This window comes from Paenibacillus rubinfantis, assembly GCF_001486505.1.
GTDB classification, from domain to species: Bacteria; Bacillota; Bacilli; order Paenibacillales; family Paenibacillaceae; genus Fontibacillus; species Fontibacillus rubinfantis.
Map to the genome: position 1 here is coordinate 1 of NZ_LN909062.1, position 19,560 is coordinate 19,560.

At 52.8% G+C, this 19,560-nt stretch carries 20 protein-coding genes, 1 rRNA gene and 1 other annotated feature; all 21 genes read right to left on the minus strand.

Going from position 1 to position 19,560, the window contains the following annotated elements:
- Positions 1 to 80, minus strand: a 16S ribosomal RNA gene (locus BN3277_RS03360); the annotation flags it as partial.
- A gap of 364 nt (positions 81 to 444) precedes the next feature.
- Positions 445 to 2,616, minus strand: a complete 2,172-nt coding sequence (locus BN3277_RS03365) for a LysM peptidoglycan-binding domain-containing protein (RefSeq protein WP_059040898.1) — start codon at positions 2,614 to 2,616, stop codon at positions 445 to 447.
- Between the two features lie 163 nt (positions 2,617 to 2,779).
- Positions 2,780 to 3,658 carry a branched-chain-amino-acid transaminase gene (gene ilvE / locus BN3277_RS03370; protein WP_059040899.1) on the minus strand — a complete coding sequence of 293 codons (879 nt, stop codon included), beginning with the start codon at positions 3,656 to 3,658 and terminating at the stop codon, positions 2,780 to 2,782.
- Positions 3,658 to 4,554: a prephenate dehydratase gene (gene pheA, locus BN3277_RS03375; RefSeq protein ID WP_059040900.1), complete on the minus strand. Its 897-nt coding sequence runs from the start codon at positions 4,552 to 4,554 to the stop codon at positions 3,658 to 3,660. Before pheA ends, ilvE begins: the two co-directional genes overlap by 1 nt.
- A 54-nt stretch (positions 4,555 to 4,608) precedes the next feature.
- Positions 4,609 to 5,565, minus strand: coding sequence for a homoserine kinase (gene thrB / locus BN3277_RS03380; RefSeq protein WP_059040901.1), 957 nt, complete (start codon positions 5,563 to 5,565; stop codon positions 4,609 to 4,611).
- Entirely contained in the window at positions 5,562 to 6,632 is a 1,071-nt protein-coding gene (gene thrC / locus BN3277_RS03385) for a threonine synthase (protein WP_059040902.1), read from the minus strand. The genes thrB and thrC overlap by 4 nt, the downstream gene beginning before the upstream one ends.
- Positions 6,633 to 6,664: 32 nt before the next feature.
- Positions 6,665 to 7,951: a homoserine dehydrogenase gene (locus BN3277_RS03390; RefSeq protein WP_059040903.1), complete on the minus strand. Its 1,287-nt coding sequence runs from the start codon at positions 7,949 to 7,951 to the stop codon at positions 6,665 to 6,667.
- A 51-nt stretch (positions 7,952 to 8,002) separates the two neighbouring features.
- The gene (locus BN3277_RS03395; protein WP_059040904.1) at positions 8,003 to 8,440 is read right to left on the minus strand and encodes an ACT domain-containing protein; all 438 of its coding nucleotides are present in this window, start codon (positions 8,438 to 8,440) and stop codon (positions 8,003 to 8,005) included.
- Positions 8,441 to 8,566: 126 nt separating this feature from the next.
- Positions 8,567 to 9,880: a GTPase ObgE gene (gene obgE, locus BN3277_RS03400; protein ID WP_059040905.1), complete on the minus strand. Its 1,314-nt coding sequence runs from the start codon at positions 9,878 to 9,880 to the stop codon at positions 8,567 to 8,569.
- Positions 9,871 to 10,635, minus strand: coding sequence for a Spo0B domain-containing protein (locus BN3277_RS03405; RefSeq protein ID WP_059040906.1), 765 nt, complete (start codon positions 10,633 to 10,635; stop codon positions 9,871 to 9,873). The genes obgE and BN3277_RS03405 overlap by 10 nt, the downstream gene beginning before the upstream one ends.
- Before the next feature lie 155 nt (positions 10,636 to 10,790).
- Entirely contained in the window at positions 10,791 to 11,102 is a 312-nt protein-coding gene (rpmA, locus tag BN3277_RS03410) for a 50S ribosomal protein L27 (protein ID WP_036620517.1), read from the minus strand.
- A gap of 18 nt (positions 11,103 to 11,120) precedes the next feature.
- Positions 11,121 to 11,453, minus strand: a complete 333-nt coding sequence (locus BN3277_RS03415; RefSeq protein WP_059040907.1) for a ribosomal-processing cysteine protease Prp — start codon at positions 11,451 to 11,453, stop codon at positions 11,121 to 11,123.
- Between the two features lie 14 nt (positions 11,454 to 11,467).
- A complete protein-coding gene (gene rplU, locus BN3277_RS03420; RefSeq protein ID WP_059040908.1) occupies positions 11,468 to 11,779 on the minus strand; it encodes a 50S ribosomal protein L21 in 312 nt (103 codons plus the stop codon).
- Positions 11,780 to 11,792: 13 nt separating this feature from the next.
- Positions 11,793 to 11,881, minus strand: a sequence feature (ribosomal protein L21 leader region).
- Between the two features lie 55 nt (positions 11,882 to 11,936).
- Positions 11,937 to 13,124: an Rne/Rng family ribonuclease gene (locus BN3277_RS03425; RefSeq protein WP_059041175.1), complete on the minus strand. Its 1,188-nt coding sequence runs from the start codon at positions 13,122 to 13,124 to the stop codon at positions 11,937 to 11,939.
- A 91-nt stretch (positions 13,125 to 13,215) separates the two neighbouring features.
- A complete protein-coding gene (locus BN3277_RS03430) occupies positions 13,216 to 14,073 on the minus strand; it encodes a site-2 protease family protein (protein ID WP_059040909.1) in 858 nt (285 codons plus the stop codon).
- Positions 14,066 to 14,968, minus strand: a complete 903-nt coding sequence (locus BN3277_RS03435; protein WP_232436314.1) for a M23 family metallopeptidase — start codon at positions 14,966 to 14,968, stop codon at positions 14,066 to 14,068. The genes BN3277_RS03430 and BN3277_RS03435 overlap by 8 nt, the downstream gene beginning before the upstream one ends.
- Before the next feature lie 426 nt (positions 14,969 to 15,394).
- Positions 15,395 to 16,540, minus strand: a complete 1,146-nt coding sequence (locus BN3277_RS03440; RefSeq protein ID WP_082691294.1) for an FtsW/RodA/SpoVE family cell cycle protein — start codon at positions 16,538 to 16,540, stop codon at positions 15,395 to 15,397.
- A gap of 3 nt (positions 16,541 to 16,543) precedes the next feature.
- Complete coding sequence (gene minD, locus BN3277_RS03445) at positions 16,544 to 17,341, minus strand: septum site-determining protein MinD (RefSeq protein ID WP_059040911.1); 798 nt, start codon at positions 17,339 to 17,341, stop codon at positions 16,544 to 16,546.
- A 3-nt stretch (positions 17,342 to 17,344) separates the two neighbouring features.
- A complete protein-coding gene (minC, locus tag BN3277_RS03450; RefSeq protein WP_059040912.1) occupies positions 17,345 to 18,004 on the minus strand; it encodes a septum site-determining protein MinC in 660 nt (219 codons plus the stop codon).
- Between the two features lie 78 nt (positions 18,005 to 18,082).
- Positions 18,083 to 18,613: a rod shape-determining protein MreD gene (mreD, locus tag BN3277_RS03455; protein WP_059040913.1), complete on the minus strand. Its 531-nt coding sequence runs from the start codon at positions 18,611 to 18,613 to the stop codon at positions 18,083 to 18,085.
- On the minus strand, positions 18,610 to 19,488 hold the full coding sequence (gene mreC / locus BN3277_RS03460; RefSeq protein ID WP_059040914.1) for a rod shape-determining protein MreC: 879 nt from the start codon (positions 19,486 to 19,488) through the stop codon (positions 18,610 to 18,612). The genes mreD and mreC overlap by 4 nt, the downstream gene beginning before the upstream one ends.
- Positions 19,489 to 19,560: the final 72 nt, after the last annotated feature.

The window sequence follows — 19,560 nt, forward strand, 5'->3', positions numbered from 1 at the left end:
CCCGATTAACTCCGCTCGACTTGCATGTATTAGGCACGCCGCCAGCGTTCGTCCTGAGCCAGGATCAAACTCTCCAATAAAGTGTTTGACTTGCTCATTTCAAAACTGACGAGATTTAAAATCTCATTTATTACTCACTCGTTGTTCAGTTTTCAAAGATCAACTTCGTTCTTTCGTTCATCGCTGCGTTTCAGCGGCGACTTAAATAATATAACATATTGAGATCTGAATAGCAAGCACTTTTTTATTAAACATTTTGTTCCAAGTGTTTGTCCACTCGTTTCTCTCAATTGCCTCCCCTATGTTAGATGACCTAGTAATTTTCGGGGACATTTAATATACCACATTCAGTGAATAGGCTCAAGTCATTCCACAAGAAAAATGTTTGGAGGCTATCAAAAAATCAGAGCAGGGGGATCTACCTCCCCCCGCTCCGCATAACGGTTACGCGTTGATCCATGGATTCCGTCGCCCACTTGAATTGCCGGTACGTGGGCGCGTTTTTTTGGCGTCCGTCCCGACGCCGGATTTGCTTTGCTTTTTCGAGTTTGCTTGCGAATCTGGGCTGCCCGATATTTTTACGTTCTTTTTGGAGGAAGCTTGGGTTTTAGATTTGGATTCCGTTTTTTTTTGCCCTAGATCTTCGGCTCCATCACCGGATAAGGAAGCCTGCGACTCCCGGCCGAAATGCCCCTTCATATTCTCGATGCCTCCGACTTCGCCTTTTAATGGTTCATTAGCAAGCGGGGCCATGTTGTTGGCTTCAGGGTAAGCCATGGGGTATCCATGCATCGGCGGAACGGCATAGGCGGCAGGCAATACCGATGCAGGATAGCCTGGAACCGGCGGGCCGTAGCAAGGCATATATCCAGGATGATGTCCCCAGTCCATCGCTTGAGGATTAAAAGCGTTGCCGTACGATTCGGGGGATACGGCTTGCGGAAATGCCCCATATGGCGCAATCCCTGAATTTGGAGCCTGATTTCCATACGGACTTATCCCAGCCAAGTCAGGCATAAGAGAGGCAGGAGCGTTAGCATTTGATATCCCCGGATATCCCCCTTCCGTCGGCGACAACGCCGTTGGCTGGGTTGGCATTGAAGAATTGTCGTAATTATAAGCAGATACGGGTTCAGCCGCAATCGGATATTGATAGAAAGGAGGATAAGCTTCTGGGGCCGCATAAGGGTATGGGGACGTTCCCGAGCATCCGCAAGGCGACGGGGCGTAACCCATGGCTGGAAGGATACTTGGAGACGGTTGAACCGGAAAAGCCTGCGGCATAAGATGGCTAGGATAGGAAGGATGCATGTACTGGTTTGGCTGTATATTGGGCATAGAAGCGTAAGGGCTGACTCCCGTAGGTTCACCTTTCATCGGCTCATAGCTATAAGGGCTAACTCCCGTAGGTTCACCTTTCATCGGCTCATAGCTATAGGGGCTGACTCCCGTAGGTTCACCTTTCATCGGCTCATAGCTATAGGGGCTAACTCCCGTAGGTTCACCTTTCATCGGCTCATAGCCATAGGGGCTGACTCCCGCAGGTTCACCTTTCATCTGTTCATAGCCATAGGGGCTGACTCCCGCAGGTTCACCTTTCATCGGTTCATAGCTATAGGGGCTGACTCCCATAGGTTCGCCTTTCATCGGCTCATAGCTATAGGGGCTAACTCCCGTAGGTTCCCCCTTCATCGGCTCATAGCTATAGGGGCTAACTCCCGCAGGTTCACCTTTCATCGGCTCATAGCTATAGGGGCTGACTCCCATAGGTTCGCCTTTCATCGGTACCTGGTTATACGGGCTAACATTCAACGGACCGTAATTTACGGGTGCGATATTCATCGGTTCATATGGATAAGGTTGAGTCTTGACTGGTTCATGATGCTTTTGCGGTTCGTAGTGAATCGGTTGGAGCTTGGTGGTTTCATACTGAATTTGTTCCACTTCCACTTTAATTTCCATCGGTACCGCCTTAGGCGGCTCTACATGCACCGGTTGTTGTTTTGGCGGCATCACGTTCACCGGTTGTTGCTTCGGCGGCTCTACCTTAACCGGCTCTACCTTCGCAGGTTCTTCCTTCGGTTTCTCCGTTTTGATCGGCTCTACCTTCGGCGGCTCCACCTTCGCTGGCTTAGGTGCCGCCATTTCCGGTTTGACACCGGTTGGAGCTTTCGTTCCCGCCCCTGCAATGGGAGCTGTGTTTTTCTTGCCGGTTTGCGCAGGCATCAATCCCGTGTTCGCCCCTGACGGGTTGTTAGCCCCGCCGGAAGGCATCGGCGCTGCCGAACCCGTAGGAATATTCACAATATCCCCTACTTTTAACTGGTTCGGATCGCTCAGTTGGGGGTTCGCGGCGATCAGGGTTTGCAAAGGTAACCCCCATGCTTTGGACAGTTTCCACAACGTGTCCCCCTGCTTCACAACGTGCTTGTAAACATTGCCCGATTCACCGCCGATCGGCACGGCTACGGCCGGAATCTTCACCTTGTCGCCGATGTTTAACTGATCCGGGTTCGTGATCTGCGGGTTGGCCTCCTTCAATTTCTCCAGAGGCACGTTATACTTTTTTGAGAGCTCAAACAAAGTATCGCCTTTTTTCACAATATGGATTTTCACGCGATAAAGACCTCCTAGGTTTCTTCTCCGGTACGTGATGATCGCCCGGGGCCCATTTATTACATCCTATGCAGGAGCCCGGTTTTTGACATCCTGGAAAAGAAAAAATCCTATCTCCCTCGTAAGTCAAGGAAAATAGGATTCTTGTCGGCCCCGCCGAAGTTTACCAAACCTTTAATCCGTCCTGATCGACGATCGCGCGGAATTCCTCCAGCAGCTTCAACGTAATCGGGCCGGCATGCCCCTCACCGATTATCCGGCCGTCGACCTCGCGCACAGCGATAACCTCGGCAGCCGTCCCCGTCAGGAACACTTCATCCGCAACGTAAACATCATGCAGCGTAAACGGCTGCTCTTGGATGCTGTAGCCTTTTTTGCGGCAAATTTCAATGATCGCTTGGCGGGTAATGCCGTCCAGCGCCCCCAAGTAACATGGCGGAGTGGTGATCATCCCGTTTTTAACGATGAAAATATTGTCGCCCGAACCCTCGGTCACATACCCTTGGGCGTTCAGCATGATCGCTTCCCCCGCACCGGACAAGTTCGACTGAATTTTCACCAAAATGTTGTTCAAATAGTTCAGTGATTTGATTTTCGGATTCAAGGCGTCCGGAATATTGCGGCGCGTCGAAACGGAAACGGTTTTCAGCCCGGTTTTGTAGGCTTCTTCCGAATAGATCGCGAGCTGCTCTACGATAATGATGACCGAGGCTTTCGGGCAGCGGTTCGGATCAAGGCCGAGGTTACCGGGGCCGCGAGAAACCACCAGACGGATATAACCGTTGCGCAACTCATTGCGGCGTAGCGTCTCAACTAGCGCGTCTTCCATTTCCTGATACGACAGCGGAATTTCCAGCATAATCGATTTAGCCGAATCATATAGTCGGTCTAGATGCTCTTTACATTTGAAAATATTCCCGTTATAGATGCGGATGCCCTCAAAAATGCCGTCCCCGTACAAAAAACCGTGGTCATATACGGAAACCTTTGCTTGATCCTTGGTTACGAATTGTCCATCTAAATAAATCCATTGTTCTGCCATTATTTTGGCACCTCCGCTTTTTGTTCTCCAAACGATAAGCTGGGATAACTGCCCAGCACGCGTACTTGACAGCCTAACGCTTCAATTTCTCCAATTGCCGAGGTAAGCAGTACGGCGTCAAACGATTCAAGCACATCCATAATAAAATAGTAACTGCCAAGCCGCTTCTTGGTTGGGCGCGACTCAATACGCGACAAATTCAGTTTACGCCACGCAAATGCGGACAATACCTGATGCAAGGCCCCAGGAAAATCCTCCGGCAACGTCACCAGCAGGCTGGTTTTATTCTGGACGGCAGGGATCGCCGGTTTCAACGGCTGGGGGCCAATCAGAACGAACCGGGTATAGTTGTTGTCGTGGTCCGTCACTTGTCGGGCCAAGACATCCAGTCCATGGCGTTGGGCTCCCAGCGCCGTACCGATTGCGGTCCAGCCTTGTCCCGGATTTTTCTTCACTAATTCCACCGCTTCCGAGGTGCTTCCGGCATGCTCCAGTTCCGCCTTAGGCATCCGCTCGCGGATAAATTGCAGGCATTGGGCCATCGCAACCGGATGGGACAACACCTTCGTTACTTTGGCGTAATCGATTTCGCCGGGTTGTTCCGCCGATAGAAACTCCTCCCGCTTGCCGATCAAATTCTGCACGGAAGGGTACACCCATTCGATCTGCATCGGAATATCCACCTCATGGATCAACCAATCCATATGGAGGCTGACGGAGCCTTCAATCGTATTCTCCATCGGGATGACGCTGTAATCGCTGTGGCCGCTGGCCGTGGCCAAGAATACGTCGGAAATCTGTTTGAAGTGGAGCATCTCCACCGGCTCCTCACCAAACAGATGCAGCGCCGCTTCATGAGATACGGAACCTTCCGGCAGCAATGCTATTCGTTTCATCTCCTGACTTCCCCTCATATAGGTGGTGAATAAGGACTACACGGCCCGTGAGCCTTAAGCCTGAATATAATCCAAAAATGAACCTTCACTCTCCATAGTAAGCTCCACGGCCCCTAATGTGCAAGGTTTCAGCCGCATCGTTCGCGCGGTGATGCCTTGTTCGCCAAGCACCTCCAACAGGAACGCTTCCAACTGATCGTCCATTCCCTGGCGGCGATCCGTCAGGCAGAGCAGCGTCGGGCCGGCCCCGCTCAAGGCGGCGCCCAACGCGCCATGGGCCGTTGCTTCCTCGAGGATCCGAGCCATGCCCGGCACGAGCGAAGCCCGGTAGGGCTGATGCAGCCGATCGCGCATGGCGTTCGGGATCAAGTCTAGCCGACCGGCGGATAACGCCGCGATGAGCAGCGAAGTACGGCTGACGTTATACACCGCGTCCTGCAGGCTGATCTGCTTCGGCAGCGCCTCCCGCGCTTTGGACGTGGACAGCTGAAAATCAGGGATAGCCACGAGCACCTCCAATTCAGCCGGAGGCTCGATGCGTAGAACGTCGGCGTGCGCCCCGTCCCAGGTGGCAGTGATAATCCCGCCGAACAGAGAAGCGCCCACGTTGTCGGGATGCTTCTCCAAGGCGGTGGCCATGTCGAACAGCTTGGCTTGGCTCAAAGGCTCGCCGATCAGCAGGTTGGCGGCAAACAGCGCCCCGACGATCGCCGAAGCGCTGCTGCCAAGCCCGCGGGTGAGCGGGATGTCCGATTTCATCGAGATGTCCAGTTCCGGCAAGGTCACGCCGGCTTCCGCGAACACCGATTGCGCGACTTGATACACCAGATTGCTTTTATCGGTCGGCAGCCCTTCCAGGTTCCCGCCATGCAGGCGGAAAACCGTGGAATCAGCCGGTTTCATTTCAATCCAGGAATAAAGATTTAGCGCCATGCCCAGCGTATCGAAGCCAGGACCCAAATTCGCCGTGCTTGCCGGTACCTTGACCCGGACGCCTTCCCGGCGAATCATGCCCGCGCTCCTTGCAGCTTGGCGATCGCTTCCAGCACCGCTTCCTCCGTGTCCTGTACGACCAGCGGTTCGGCGCCAATGCTCTTGATCGCGATGTTCGGGTCCTTCAAACCATGCCCGGTCAGCACGCAGACCACCGTCTCGCCGCCCTTGAAATAACCTTCCCGATGTAATTTATAGACGCCGGCGATGGAAGCCGCTGAAGCCGGCTCCGCGAAGATCCCTTCCTTGGCGGCGATCGTACGGTACGCATCAAGGATTTCATCGTCCGTAACGTAGTTGATCTGACCGCCGGATTCCTCCGCTGCGGCGACGGCCGTCTTCCAGCTGGCCGGATTCCCGATTCGGATCGCGGTCGCAATCGTCTCCGGCTCCCGAATCGGCTCGCCTTTAACAATCGCCATCGCACCTTCCGCTTCAAAACCAACCATCCGCGGCAGGGAAGACGATTTCCCGCGCTCATGATATTCCTTAAAGCCTTTCCAATAGGCCGAGATATTCCCCGCATTGCCAACCGGAATCGCCAGCACGTCCGGCGCTTTGCCCAGTTGGTCGCATACCTCGAATGCCGCGGTCTTCTGCCCTTCGATCCGATATGGATTTACGGAATTCACCAGCGTAATCGGATGCTTGGCGGTAATGTCGCGGACGATTTCAAGCGCCCGGTCAAAGTTCCCTTCGATTGCGATCACTTTCGCGCCGTAGATCATCGCTTGAGCCAGCTTGCCAAGGGCGATGTTATTGTTTGGGATCAGTACGATGCAGTCGATTCCCAACCGGGCGGCATATGCCGCTGCCGCTGCCGAGGTATTCCCCGTGGAAGCGCACATAATCGTCCGGCTGCCTTCCTCCACCGCTTTGGCCACAGCCATGACCATCCCCCGGTCCTTAAACGAGCCGGTAGGATTTAACCCTTCATATTTAAAATAAAGGTCAAGCCCCAGCTCCTTCGACAGATTCTCTGCGCGTACCAGCGGGGTATTCCCTTCCTGTAAAGTTAGCTTTGGCGTCTTGTCGTTCACCGGCAAATATTCCTTGTACGTTTCCAGCAATCCGAGATATCTCATGTAAAAAGAACTCCTTTATCTGATTAGTATGGTTATCCCTCTACGCGATACACGCTTTTGATGCGATGAATGACATCCAGCGATTCAAAATGAGCCAGAACCTTATTCATACTCGCCTTGCTGGCGTTATGCGTCACGATCATGATCTCCGCGCCGTCCAAATTCGTATTCGGCGATTGGACGACCGACTCCAGACTCACCTCGTATTCGGCGAACACCTGGGTGATCTGCGCCAGGACACCGGCTTTATCGTCGACGTGGAGCAGCAGGAAGTTTTTGTAGGCAATTTGATCGTCCGTTTTCAGCTTCTTCGGTTTATACGGGACAATCGCCTTCAAGCCGTTAACGCCAAGCTTCAGGTTCTTAACGACGGCAACGAGGTCGGCGACCACGGAGGTCGCTGTCGGCATTTCGCCCGCACCCGCGCCATAAAACATCGTTTCGCCCACCGCTTCTCCGTAAACGTAAACCGCATTGTATACGCCGTTAACGGCGGCGATCGGATGGGTTTTCTTCACCATCGTTGGCTGTACCGTAATGCTGAACTCATCGTCTTGCCGTTCGGCGATGCCAAGCAGCTTCATCTCGTAACCCAGGCGCTTAGCATATAAAATATCCTCCTTCGACACCGAAGATATCCCTCGAACATGTACATCTCCAAGCTCTACATTCGTACGGAAGCCCAACGTGCCGAGAATGGCCATCTTCCGGGCCGCGTCCAGCCCCTCCACATCGGAGGTCGGATCCGACTCCGCGTATCCAAGCTGCTGCGCTTCCTTCAGCACATCCTCGTAAGAGGCGCCTTCCTGACTCATTTTGCTCAAGATATAATTGGTCGTCCCGTTGACGATCCCCATAATCTTCATGATCCGATCCGAAGAGAAACCTTCAATTAACGTGCGGATGATCGGAATACCGCCGGCTACGCTGGCCTCGTAAAATACGTCGCATTGATGCTCCAGCGCTTTGGCCAGAATCTCCGAGCCGCACAGGGCCATCAAATCCTTGTTTGCGGTCACAATATGCTTGCCGCGTTCCAACGCCTCCAGAACATAAGCTTTGGTCTGATCAACGCCGCCCATCACTTCCACGATAACATCGATCTCCGGGTCGCGGATGACTGACCAAGGGTCCTCCGTCAGCTTTCGCGGATCCACTTCGATATTTCGCGTTTTCTCCAAGCTTTTAACGGCGATTTTCTCAATGATGATTGGCGAACCCACCTGACTGCTGAGATCCTCCTGATGTCCTTCCAAGATGCGGACAACGCCGGTTCCCACCGTGCCGAGTCCAAGCAGTCCTACTTTCACAGGCTTCACAGCCGTCCCCTCCCGTTATCCAAATCCGGGTGTTCCCGTTTGGCTCTTCTTTTATCCTTGCCCAACAATCTGTGTTCTTCGTACCCCCGGGATGCTTTGCAGCGAATTCAGCATCTCATCCAGCTCCTCGGTTAACCGCGAGGTTTCCACGGAAATCACAACATTGGCTTTGCCTTGAAGCGGGATACTTTGGTTTATCGTCAATACGTTGCCGCCGGAACCTGCGATCAGTGCAAGCACCTTCGACAAGATCCCCGACCGGTGCTCCAGGTCAAAGGAGATGGTGACGATGCTCTCCCGTTCGATTTGATTTAATTGATGAATGCCATCTTTATATTTATAAAAAGCGCTGCGGCTTAATCCCACCTGAGCTACAGCCTCATGCACCGTTTTTGCGTCGCCGGAGGCCAGCAATTGCTTCACCTGCAAAGTCTTGACCACCGCCTCAGGCAAAATATCCTCACGTACCAAGTAATAGTGCTCTTTCACGAACGTCCTCTCCTTAGAGACTATTGTTTTCGTATAGTGGACATTATAACGGAAATCCGAGGGAGTGGCAATGCTTTTTTGTCCCGTCCGATAGTAAAAAAAGCACCTCGAAGGTGCTCTTTTCCATTAATAGTAATAACTGCTTCCCTCGACGAATTCAAACTCAAAGTCGCCGATGCGAACCGGGGTCCCGTCCTTCGCTCCGCGTTTGCGCAATTCATCGTCAACCCCCATATGCCGCAGGGTGCGGGCTAGCTTGAGGATCGCGTCATGGGAATTCAGCTGCATCCGTTTCATCATCCGTTCGATCTTCACGCTCTCCACCACAAACGTTTCGTTCTCGCGGCGGATCGTAAAGCCCTCGTCTTCCGTTTTGTCCAATTTATATATTTTGCGTTCCGCCAGCTCAGTGACTTCCTCAATGGCCGGCGCCTCCGGAATTTGTTCCAGCAAGTCGGACACGCGGTACAACAGCTCCTGAATGCCCTGGCGGGTCAGCGAGGAGATCGGCAGTATTTCTAGATCCCCGCGCACCTTGGTGACTTCTTCGCGGAATTTCGTCAGATGCTCCGCCGCTTCGGGCATATCCATCTTGTTGGCTGCTACGATTTGCGGACGTTTCTCCAAATCCGCGTTGTATTGGCGCAGCTCGTCATTAATCTTCTGCCAATCCTCAAACGGGTCGCGTCCCTCCGAACCAGCCATGTCCACGACATGGACAATTAACCGCGTCCGCTCTACGTGGCGCAGGAACTCATGCCCCAGGCCAACGCCTTCATGGGCACCTTCGATCAGACCTGGCAAATCCGCCATGACGAAGCTGCGTCCGTCGCCCACTTCAACAACCCCGAGATTGGGGGTAATCGTAGTGAAATGATAGGCACCGATTTTCGGCTTCGCTGCCGATACAACCGACAGCAACGTTGATTTTCCAACGCTCGGGAACCCAACCAGTCCGACATCGGCCATCACCTTCAGCTCGAGCACAACCCAGCGCTCTTCGCCCTCTTCGCCATGCTCCGCCAGTTCGGGAGCCGGGTTATTCGGCGTGGCGAATCGAATATTCCCGCGTCCGCCCCGTCCGCCGCGGGCTACAACAACCTGCTGCCCATGGCGCGTCAAATCGGCTAGCACCTCTTGGCTATCATCGTCGATGACGACCGTTCCCGGGGGAACCCGTACGATCATGTTCTCCGCATTTGCCCCATGCTGGCTCTTGTTCCGCCCTTTCTCCCCGCGCTGCGCTTTGAAATGCCGCTGATAACGAAAATCCATCAGCGTTCTTAGGCCTTCGTCGACGCGAAAGATCACGTCGCCGCCTTTGCCGCCGTCACCGCCGGCTGGTCCGCCCTCGGGCACGTATTTCTCCCGGCGAAAAGCCACGAGCCCGTCGCCGCCGTCGCCCCCTTTGACATAAATTTTCGCTTTATCTACAAACATGCGTTCACCTCATTTAATTTTCCGCAAGGGACCCGAAGTCGTAACGAACCATTCTCCGCACCGCTTCGGTCAGCCTTTACCCGTATTCCAGTCATTCCCTCACCGATATGACGGGCCAGGGCTTCCGGATTCCCTGCTGTGCCAACCTGATCGAATCGAACCATCACCTCGCCGCCTTCGCGGTAGATGGACATTTTCAGCTGCAGCGTCTCTCCCCAAGAAGAGCGGCCGCTAAACTGAAATATGCGCACCGTTTCCACGATGGCATCCGTTAACTCTTCCGCTTCATCCACGGTCAGCAAACTGTCCAGCTGCAGTTCGTCCTCAATATCAACCTCGAGCTGTACCGAACCGTTCATCTCACGAAACGATTGCAAATAGAAGACCAAAGCCGGAATGCCAAGCCTAGCGATTTTGCTCTCCACGGCCATTCGTCCTTTTATTCTTTCCACGCAATCGGCTAGTTTATCAATTTTCCGAAGCTGGATATACCCGTATAAAATCTGCAGGTCGTTCATCCAATCGTGGCGATGATGACCTAATGTGGCTGAGGCCGTTCGTTGGACCGACTCCAGCAAATGTTTCCGCTCGATTTCGGCCGTTTTCCGTAGATGCCGAACATAAAGCCAAAACAACACGAAAAGAGCCCCGCACAGAAGAACCTGTCCGATCGGCGATTTCAGGAAATAAGCAAGTGTCAGGCTAACGGCCGTCAGCAGCACGAACATCGCCCTCACCATGAACCGATGTTTCATATTTTCCCCGTTCCTCTAACAAATTGGGCGGAACTAAATTCCCACCCTGGCATCACTACCCAGTATAACATACCTCAACCAAGTTCGCTCTCGTTATGTATGTAAAAAAAGTAAAGCCCCGACACCAACGTGCCAGGGCTTCTGCTTCTATGTCCTTAAGCTTCGACTGTAGCCGCTACAGGAGCGGTTTCCACAGGGTAGACGCTCACTTTTTTGCGATCGCGACCCCAACGTTCGAATTTCACAACGCCGTCAACTTTCGCGAACAGCGTATCGTCCGAACCGATGCCTACGTTCGTGCCTGGGTGGATTTTCGTTCCGCGTTGACGAACGAGAATGCTTCCGCCCGTTACCACTTGACCGTCAGCACGTTTCACGCCAAGGCGTTTCGCGATGCTGTCGCGTCCGTTCTTCGTAGAGCCTACGCCCTTCTTGGAAGCGAATAACTGGAGATCCAATTTCAACATTGTAGTCTACCTCCTTCTTCAAATAATGACGTCCTGTATCTGAATATACTTCCCGTATGATTCTTCGATACTCTTTAGCATAACGACTAGCGAGGCAAGCAGCAATTGCGCTTGTTCTCCAGCTTCCGTCTGGACCGTTGCAGGAAGATTCGCGCTGAGAAAGCCGTTCTTCATCCTGGAGTCCATCACAATGCCTGTCAACGTCTCGATCGAATTCACCGTTCCTACGGTCACGGCCGATACGCCTGCACAAACGATGTCCTCTCCGGCTTTAGCGTAGCCGGCATGGCCTTCCACTTCAAAGCCTGCGATGCCGTTATCCTTCCGGCGCAATATGGACACGATAATCAAATTACCGCACCTTCTTACGCTTGGATTTTCTCGATCGTTACTTTCGTGTAAGGTTGACGATGACCTTGCTTCTTGTGGTAGTTCTTTTTCGGTTTGTATTTGTAAACGATCACTTTTTGGCCTTTGCCGTGTTTTTCGACTTTCGCCGTTACACTAGCGCCGGATACCAATGGAGCTCCCGTTACCAATCCTTCACCTTTGGATACTGCCAATACACGGTCGAACGTTACGCTTGCACCGTCTTCTGCGTTCAATTTCTCGATGTAAAGCACATCGCCTTCTTGAACACGGTATTGTTTACCACCGGTTTCGATAATTGCGTACATTTGCTTGCACCTCCTCATGTCTCAGACTCGCCTGATTCAGGTGCCGTTAGACGGTAAAATCCAGCGGACTTGTCAACCCGATCGGAGCGGTTGCAGCATGTGCACAAGCTCACTCATGACACATACCCTAATATACTATCATGTGCCCCTAAAAAAATCAACTAATTACCGTATTCTCTTCCCGCATTCTTTTTCGCGTCATTTCCAGTAAACCAAGCTTCGTCCAGCCTAAAATATGATGCTGCGTGCGGTCGCCGGAAAGCGCCTGCTCCAGCCGTTCGCAAACGGCCGACCGATGCTCGTCCCGGTCCATATCGATAAAATCCACGATGATGATGCCGCCGGTGTCCCGCAGCCGGATCAGCCGAGCCATCTCCTGCGCAGCCTCCAGATTGGTGCGGAACACCGTGTCCTCCAGGCTGTCTCCCCCGGTAAACTTGCCGGTATTCACATCGATGACGGTCAATGCCTCGGTGGTGTCCCACACCAGATAACCGCCCCCCGGCAACCAGATTTTCCGCTGAAAATCCTTCTCCAGCTGCGGCTTCACCTCATAATAATCGAATAATGGCGCAGCGCCGTCATATACAATGATGCGCGGCTTCTCCCCCGGCAGCATCGCCTGCAGGAAGGCAAGCGCCTCCTCGGCTTGCTCCGGACAATCCATAATCAGCTCGTCCGTTTCCGGGCTGTACACGTCGCGCATCAAGCGCTGGATCATGCTTAAATCCTGGTGCAGCAAGACCGGGGCCGCTGCATGTTTGGCTTTCTCCAGAATAGCGTTCCACTGCTTCCGCAGCTGCGCGAGGTCTTCACCGATCGCCTCTCCGTCTTCTTCCTCGGCAACCGTACGCAGAATCAACCCTTCCTCTTCACTGCGCAGCTCCTCGCCCAGCTGTTTGAGACGGTTTTTCTCCTCTTCGCGCCCGATCTTCTTGGAAACGGCAACATAACCGGCCGTCGGCATATAAACGATCCAGCGTCCCGGCAAGGAGTAGTGGGTGGTCACCCGTGCGCCTTTATTGCCGATCGCTTCCTTTACAACCTGCACAACCAGCTCTTGGCCATGCTTCAGAAGCTCCGTGATCGACGGCTTCTGCTTCGGCTGCTTTTCCAAATGAGGGTGCAGCACGTCATCGATATAAAGAAACGCATTCTTTTTTTGACCGATATCCACAAAAGCGGCCTGCATGCCCGGAACGACATTGACCACTTTACCTTTAATGAAACTGCCAACCAGTCCTCGATGTTGAGAACGCTCTGCCGCATACTCCACCAGTTTGCCGTTTTCCAAAAGCGCGATCTCTGTAGAGCCGGGTCCGCAGTGAACAATCATCCTTTTCATGATCTCACCCTTCATACGTTCGTCATCCATTGATCATGAACTCGCATTATCAAGTAACATGCCCGTACCATTATATCACGACTTCTGCGCATCAAGCCCCGGAACTCCCCTGTAAGAATGAGGAAATCACTCGCTGTTCCGGCACGACCGCCACGATGTTCCCTTGGTGGTTCATCACATAAACGAAATGGTATTTTTCTCTCTTAAATAGACGCAAAATGTGATCCAAAGGTTTCGTTTTCTCGGCTACGATCGGCTGGGCCAACGTCCCGGTCATCAGATGCCTGGAGAAGCTGCGATCCCGGTTCACCAGGAAACGCAAAAATCGATACGGGATATTACGATAATCCGTCAGATTGGAATAGAGCAAAAAAAGGCCGATCATCAATAGATTCAGCTGCATCCCTCCCAAACCGAGCAGCAATGGAAGGAAGGAGTACGCCAGCAGCAAGGCGCTGAACAGCAGGCTGATGCGGTAGGACCAGATCAGCGTAGCGTAGTATGGCAGGGCCAGGCTGCAGATGGCCTGCGAGATTTTCCCTCCGTCCAAAGGCAGGATGGGCAGCAGGTTAAACAAGGCGATCAGCAGATTGCTTTGGATAAAATAGTTTAAAAACGGCCCGTCCCACAATCCGGCGGCATGAAGCAGCAAGGAGGCGCCGATCAATAACAGATTTTGCAGCGGCCCCGCCAAAGCGATGGCCATCTCCCGGCCGGCCGTGATATCCCCTGCATCCTCCATAACCGCCACGCCTCCAAAGGGCAGCATTTGGACGGACAATACCTTAATGCCGTACATGCGGGCGGCAACCACATGGCCCATCTCATGCACAAACACGATCGCAAATAAAGCAAGCAGCTCCAGAAAGTGACCAGTTAGCACCGACATCAGCATGACCATGACGAATAAAGGGTGAAAAGAGATCGCGATGCCGCGCCATTTAATCAAATGGAATCACATCCGCCGGATCGATATACCGGTCATCTTTTTGGATCGCAAAATAGAGCGTCGGCAATGGCGACTGCGTACGCGGCGGAAGGCTGCCCAGAACATCGCCTCCTTCCAGCCAGTCCCCTTTTTCAACGGAGATCTGCTCCAAATGACCATACACCGAAACGTAACCTCCGGCGTGCTGCACCGTTACCGTCTGTCCGGTCACGGCATCCCGGGCAACGCGAAGCACCCGACCGGTCTCGATAGCTTTCACCTGTGCACTGCCGGTGTCGGGGATCATTTCGACGCCTTTCAAGCTCAAGGCGAAAGGGCTGGCCAGACTGCCGGAGATCGGCGGCGTGAATCCGGCGGCGGCACCTACCCGCAACCCGCGATCCTCATTGGTTTTGAATATCGGAATAAACGACGGCGCCCCGCCGAAATAACGCTCGTACCAGGCTTGAACCGCTTGATAATCCATTTCCACGGTAAGCGATTTGGCGATAAACGCACGGACCGGCGTCGCCCAGGACGGTTCCACCCGATTCATGCCCCAGACCGCTGCAAACACAAGGGCGCTGATTACCAACCGCATGAACATTGCAGTCCAAAAGGTCGACCGTTTCCCCGAACCGGGAACAATGGGATCCTCGGTGCGGCTTCCGTAAGCACTCCCGTAGGGATCCTGCCAACGGCCTTGCCCGCGTTTCCATAACAATTCGGGATCCGGGTCGGTCACGTCTTCATGCTCTGCCTTGACGGGCCAAGGCTTCTCTCTTGGAGGCGCAGCTACCCGTCCCGGCGCGGACCCCCAGCTCTGCTCGGGCGGCAGCGGCCCCACAGCGTCTTCCATCGTCAACTGGCGTATCCGCTCTGCTCTCCGTTTCTTGACATTTGTTTTCACGTCCATGTTCTCATCCCTCCGCTCCGTTCCACGGTTCGTGTCGGTTACATCCGTCATCCGTTTCTGCCGCTGCTTATCCTTTAGGCAGGGCTCGTACATTATACTTATGAGCCGAGGGGAGGGATTATGAACAAGCCTTGCTCCGTCACGGGCTATTCCCTCTAACCGCTAAAGAGCTGAGAAGTAAATAGAGGTATTTTATGTTCTTATTTGCGCCCGTTCACCTACAAGCCTACAAAATAGCGGTAATTATTGGTCTTATCTGTGCGATTTCTCCCCAAACGGCCTGGTTCTCTCGCGAATAAGAGTAAAAAATCACCTTATTTCATCTCAATCCTTTGATATCGCGAGAATAAGGTGATTTTTTACCTCTATTGCGTGGATCGCGGGCCCAACAAACAAAAAAACCGATGCCTCCGGCACCGGTTTGTGCTATTCCACCTTATATTTCTCCTGATGCAGCATAATGCTGAACACCAGTCCGATACATAACATATTGATCAAAAGCGAGGTTCCCCCGTAGCTGATAAACGGCAGTGTAATCCCGGTGATCGGCATCAGGCCGATCATCATCCCCACGTTCTCGAAGATCTGGAACAGGAACATCGCCACGATTCCAACGATGATGTAGGCCCCCCGTTTATCGATGCAATGCAGGGCAATTAGGATCATTCGATAAATAAACAAGAAGTAGAGTAGCAATAGCACCGAAGCCCCGATGAACCCAAACTCCTCGCCAACGACAACAAAGATGGAGTCCGAATACGGATACGGAACGAATTTCTTGTTCTTTAAGTCGCCTTTCATGTAACCGTCGCCGAGCAGTCCCCCGGAGCCGATAGCGATCTTGGCGTAGTTCGATTGGTGGCGATCGTCGCTTGACGCTTGATCCGGGTTTATAAATGTATTGATCCGTTGATACCAGTGAAGCTTCTGGTGCTTCTCCAAATAGTCCTGAATCTGCGTATTATAAGCGTTAAAGAGCGTAACAAACAGGATCAATGCCGCCACAGCGGCGGTCAACGCGATCAAGACGTGGCTGTATCTGGCATTGCCGATCCACAGCATGCCCACCAGCACCACCAGATAAATGATGGCATTTCCCAAGTCCGGCTGAATCAGCACCAAAACAAACGGCAGCAGCGTCACCAATGTGATCGGAATAATGTCGCGCCGGAATTGAAGCGGTTGCCCCATTCTTTTGCCTAATAAATACCCCGTCGTCAGGATGAGAATGACCTTAACCAGTTCGGCCGGCTGAAATTGCAGCCCCGCGATCTTGAACCAACTGCGCGCCCCGTTAATCTCTGGAGCAAACAGATAGACGAGCACCAGCAGCACACAGCCCGCCCCGTAGACATACCAGCTATATCGAAGCAGCGTACGGTAATCCACCAAGGCCATACTGAACACGACCACAAATCCCAATATATAAAAAATGATCGTCTTGAGATCGTAGTTGTGAAACTCCGTTTCGTAAGGCGCGATGGCACTGCGCACCAGGAGGGTACTAAACACCATAAACAAAGCGAGTATCCCTACCATCAGCCAGTCCACTTTTCTTAATTTGAAAAACAACGGTTATCCACCCATTCCAAAAAACTTCTTGAAGCGCGTAAATACGCCCTTCTTCTGATCCAGCAGCATCAGCGGCACGGTGTCACCCAGGATCCGCCGCGCGATGTTGCGGTAAGCGATAGCTGCCGAGGATTCCGGATTCATGACCGTCGGTTCGCCGCTGTTGGCGGCTTTAATGACCAACTCATCGTCCGGGACGATCCCGATCAAGTCAATATTCAAGACTTGCAAAATCCCTTCGATATCCAGCATGTCCCCGGCTTTCATCATATTGATCTTGATCCGGTTGACGACCAGCTTTGGCGAAGCGATATGCGAGTTCTCCAAGAGACCGATGATGCGATCCGCGTCACGCACCGCGGCATGCTCCGGTGTGGTGACGACAATCGCTTGGTCCGCACCGGCAATCGCGTTCTTGAAGCCTTGCTCGATCCCGGCCGGGCAGTCGATAATCACAAATTCGAACTCCTTCTTCAGCTCCAAAATGATATCCTTGACCTGTTCCGGTGAAATGGCGTTTTTGTCTTTCGTTTGCGCAGCCGGCAGCATATAAAGCTCATCGAACCGCTTATCCTTCACCAGCGCTTGATTCAAGCGGCAGCGACCTTCGGCCACGTCGATCAAATCATAAATGATCCGATTCTCGAGTCCCATAACCACGTCCAAATTCCGCAAACCGATATCCGTATCCACCAAGCAGACTTTTTTCCCCAGCAGCGCAAGCGCCGTTCCGATATTGGCCGAGGTAGTCGTTTTGCCAACCCCACCTTTACCGGACGTAATTACGATAGCTTGTCCCATGATTCACACCCCTTTAAACACGTTAAGGTCCGGTCTCACCCGGGTCATATTGATAATTTTGTCAATCTGCATCTTTCCTTCCCGCAGAAAGGCGAACTCCATGCTTGTCTCCCGGTTCTCCCACTCATCCGGAGGCCGGCTGATCGTCTCCGCGATCCGAAGCTGCGTCGGGGACAGGTACGAAGCCGCGATAATCGATTCCTCATTGCCCTCGAACCCTGCATGGGCCATGCCCCGCAGCGCACCAAGTATCAGAATGTCACCGGTACAGCGAATCGTACCCCCGGGGTTCACGTCACCGATAAACAACAGGTTCCCCTCATGATGCAGTACCTGTCCGGAGCGGACGATACCCGCCATCGTCGTTAAAGCATCCGGTGCATCCGCACGGACGATTTCCGGCATCTCGAAGGAGCGGACAAGCAGATTGCCTTTTTGCTTCAATATATCAAGAATCATTTCCTTCTGATCTTCGGTGACGAGTCGCATCCCCAGCTTCACATCGACGTGGATGATCGGCCCGGTCAGAATATGTTGATGGCTAAACTCTAATTTATATTTCAGTTCCTCCAGAAGACTCGAAAAATCGCATTTGTCGTCCAGCAGGAAAACCAGGCCATCTTTTACGCCTTTAATCGTCACGTGGTTGGATTTTACTGTCATTAGCCTGTCCCTCCCCCCTAATCAATTCGCGCCGAAGCGGAAAAGTTCCTGCTTCCGGCAAGCAAAATAAGCGGGAAGTCAAGCGTTCTCCTCAGGAGAGCGTCTGCGGGTGATGATTTCGAGCTGCCGCCGGAGCGGTACGTAAATCGCTAAAGCGAACACGAATTGCACAAATACGTTCGGGATGATGTGGTTTTTCAGCGCCCACGTATACGGCTGGTGAATCAGTTCAAACAGCGAATACGTGCCGAACAGGATTGAATCCAGCAACAATCCGCCCAACAACACGACAATCATCATCAGAGGCAGAGGAGCCCGCTGGTTGCGAGACAAGAGTCCCAGCAGATAGCCGGACAGCCCCATGGCGAAGGAGTATGCCCCGATCAGCGCGCCGTAAAAAACGATATCATGCAGCATCCCAAATACCAGGCCAAGGATCAGTCCCGTATGCCGGTTCTCATAAACGGAAAAATAAAGGATCACTACGTAAACCAGGTGCGGGGCTATCCGTGACTGCCAGGCCGACGGGACCAGCCAAGGGACCAGAGTGCCCTCCAGGATAAACAAAAGGAACAGCAGCAAGTATATTATCAGCTTCCGCTTGTTCACTCGCCATCACCTTCCGGCGTAAACACGATAAACAGTTCCTTCCAGTCTGTGAAATTTGCGGCGGGTTCCACCGTAGCGGTATACGTCAGTCCATATTCCCCTACCTGAATGTCCTTCACAGTCCCGATCACCATCCCGCGCGGAAATACGCCGCCGATCCCGGAGGAAACGATGACATCTCCTTCCTTCAGCGGAGTGGCGTCTTCGATGCGCGTCATGAGGAACTTGTCCTGCTCCCGATCAAACGTTTCGATCATGCCGAAGACATCGTTCTCTTTCCCCTGCGCCGTAACGGCAATGCCGTTGGAGTTCGGGTCTTTCGCATCCATCGAAGTGGCGAGACGAACCGTGGATGTAAAGTTACTCACATGACTGATTACGCCAACCAATCCTTTCTCGGACGAGACGGCCATTCCCTCCTTAACGCCTTCCCTGGCCCCAAGGTTGAGAACGATCGTACGATTGACGGGATCGTCGTTGATACTGATCACCTGGGCAATCTTCCAGGTGTAGTCATACATTCTCTTCTGGGCCTCAGTAAAGTCAAGTTCATCCTTCAATCGCTTATTTTCCTGCTCGATCCAGTTATACGTTGCTTTGTCGCGTGTATAGTGAGCCAAAGCAATCTTGAGTTGTTCGTTCTCCTCCTGCAACGCACGCAAGTTCGAAATATCTTCAAACAAGCCCGCTACATAGCTAGCGGGCTTGTAAAACACGTATTGCACGAAGCCAACCGTGTCCTTGACGAATTTCTCCGGCCAGGACAAGTTCGTTCTTGGTCCTAGCGTAAACCCCATCACCGCAATAAACAAAATAAGTCCCATCAACAAAATAAATAATCTTTTGTTGCCAAGCAGCTTAAACAGTTTTCGCACCCTCCAACCATACATAATTTCTTGGAAAAACGGCATAGGCCGTCCATTTCAGGACGGCGCCGCTTTAATATC

Bases quoted from the DNA above. Each gene is read 5' to 3' on its own strand.
- rplU (WP_059040908.1), bottom strand. From the start codon at position 11,779: ATGTACGCAATTATCGAAACCGGTGGTAAACAATACCGTGTTCAAGAA.
- pheA (WP_059040900.1), bottom strand. From the start codon at position 4,554: ATGAAACGAATAGCATTGCTGCCGGAAGGTTCCGTATCTCATGAAGCG.
- BN3277_RS03435 (WP_232436314.1), bottom strand. From the start codon at position 14,968: ATGGACGTGAAAACAAATGTCAAGAAACGGAGAGCAGAGCGGATACGC.
- obgE (WP_059040905.1), bottom strand. From the start codon at position 9,880: ATGTTTGTAGATAAAGCGAAAATTTATGTCAAAGGGGGCGACGGCGGC.
- thrC (WP_059040902.1), bottom strand. From the start codon at position 6,632: ATGAGATATCTCGGATTGCTGGAAACGTACAAGGAATATTTGCCGGTG.
- minD (WP_059040911.1), bottom strand. From the start codon at position 17,341: ATGGGACAAGCTATCGTAATTACGTCCGGTAAAGGTGGGGTTGGCAAA.
- rpmA (WP_036620517.1), bottom strand. From the start codon at position 11,102: ATGTTGAAATTGGATCTCCAGTTATTCGCTTCCAAGAAGGGCGTAGGC.
- BN3277_RS03405 (WP_059040906.1), bottom strand. From the start codon at position 10,635: ATGAAACATCGGTTCATGGTGAGGGCGATGTTCGTGCTGCTGACGGCC.
- thrB (WP_059040901.1), bottom strand. From the start codon at position 5,565: ATGATTCGCCGGGAAGGCGTCCGGGTCAAGGTACCGGCAAGCACGGCG.
- minC (WP_059040912.1), bottom strand. From the start codon at position 18,004: ATGACAGTAAAATCCAACCACGTGACGATTAAAGGCGTAAAAGATGGC.
- BN3277_RS03425 (WP_059041175.1), bottom strand. From the start codon at position 13,124: ATGAAAAGGATGATTGTTCACTGCGGACCCGGCTCTACAGAGATCGCG.
- ilvE (WP_059040899.1), bottom strand. From the start codon at position 3,658: ATGGCAGAACAATGGATTTATTTAGATGGACAATTCGTAACCAAGGAT.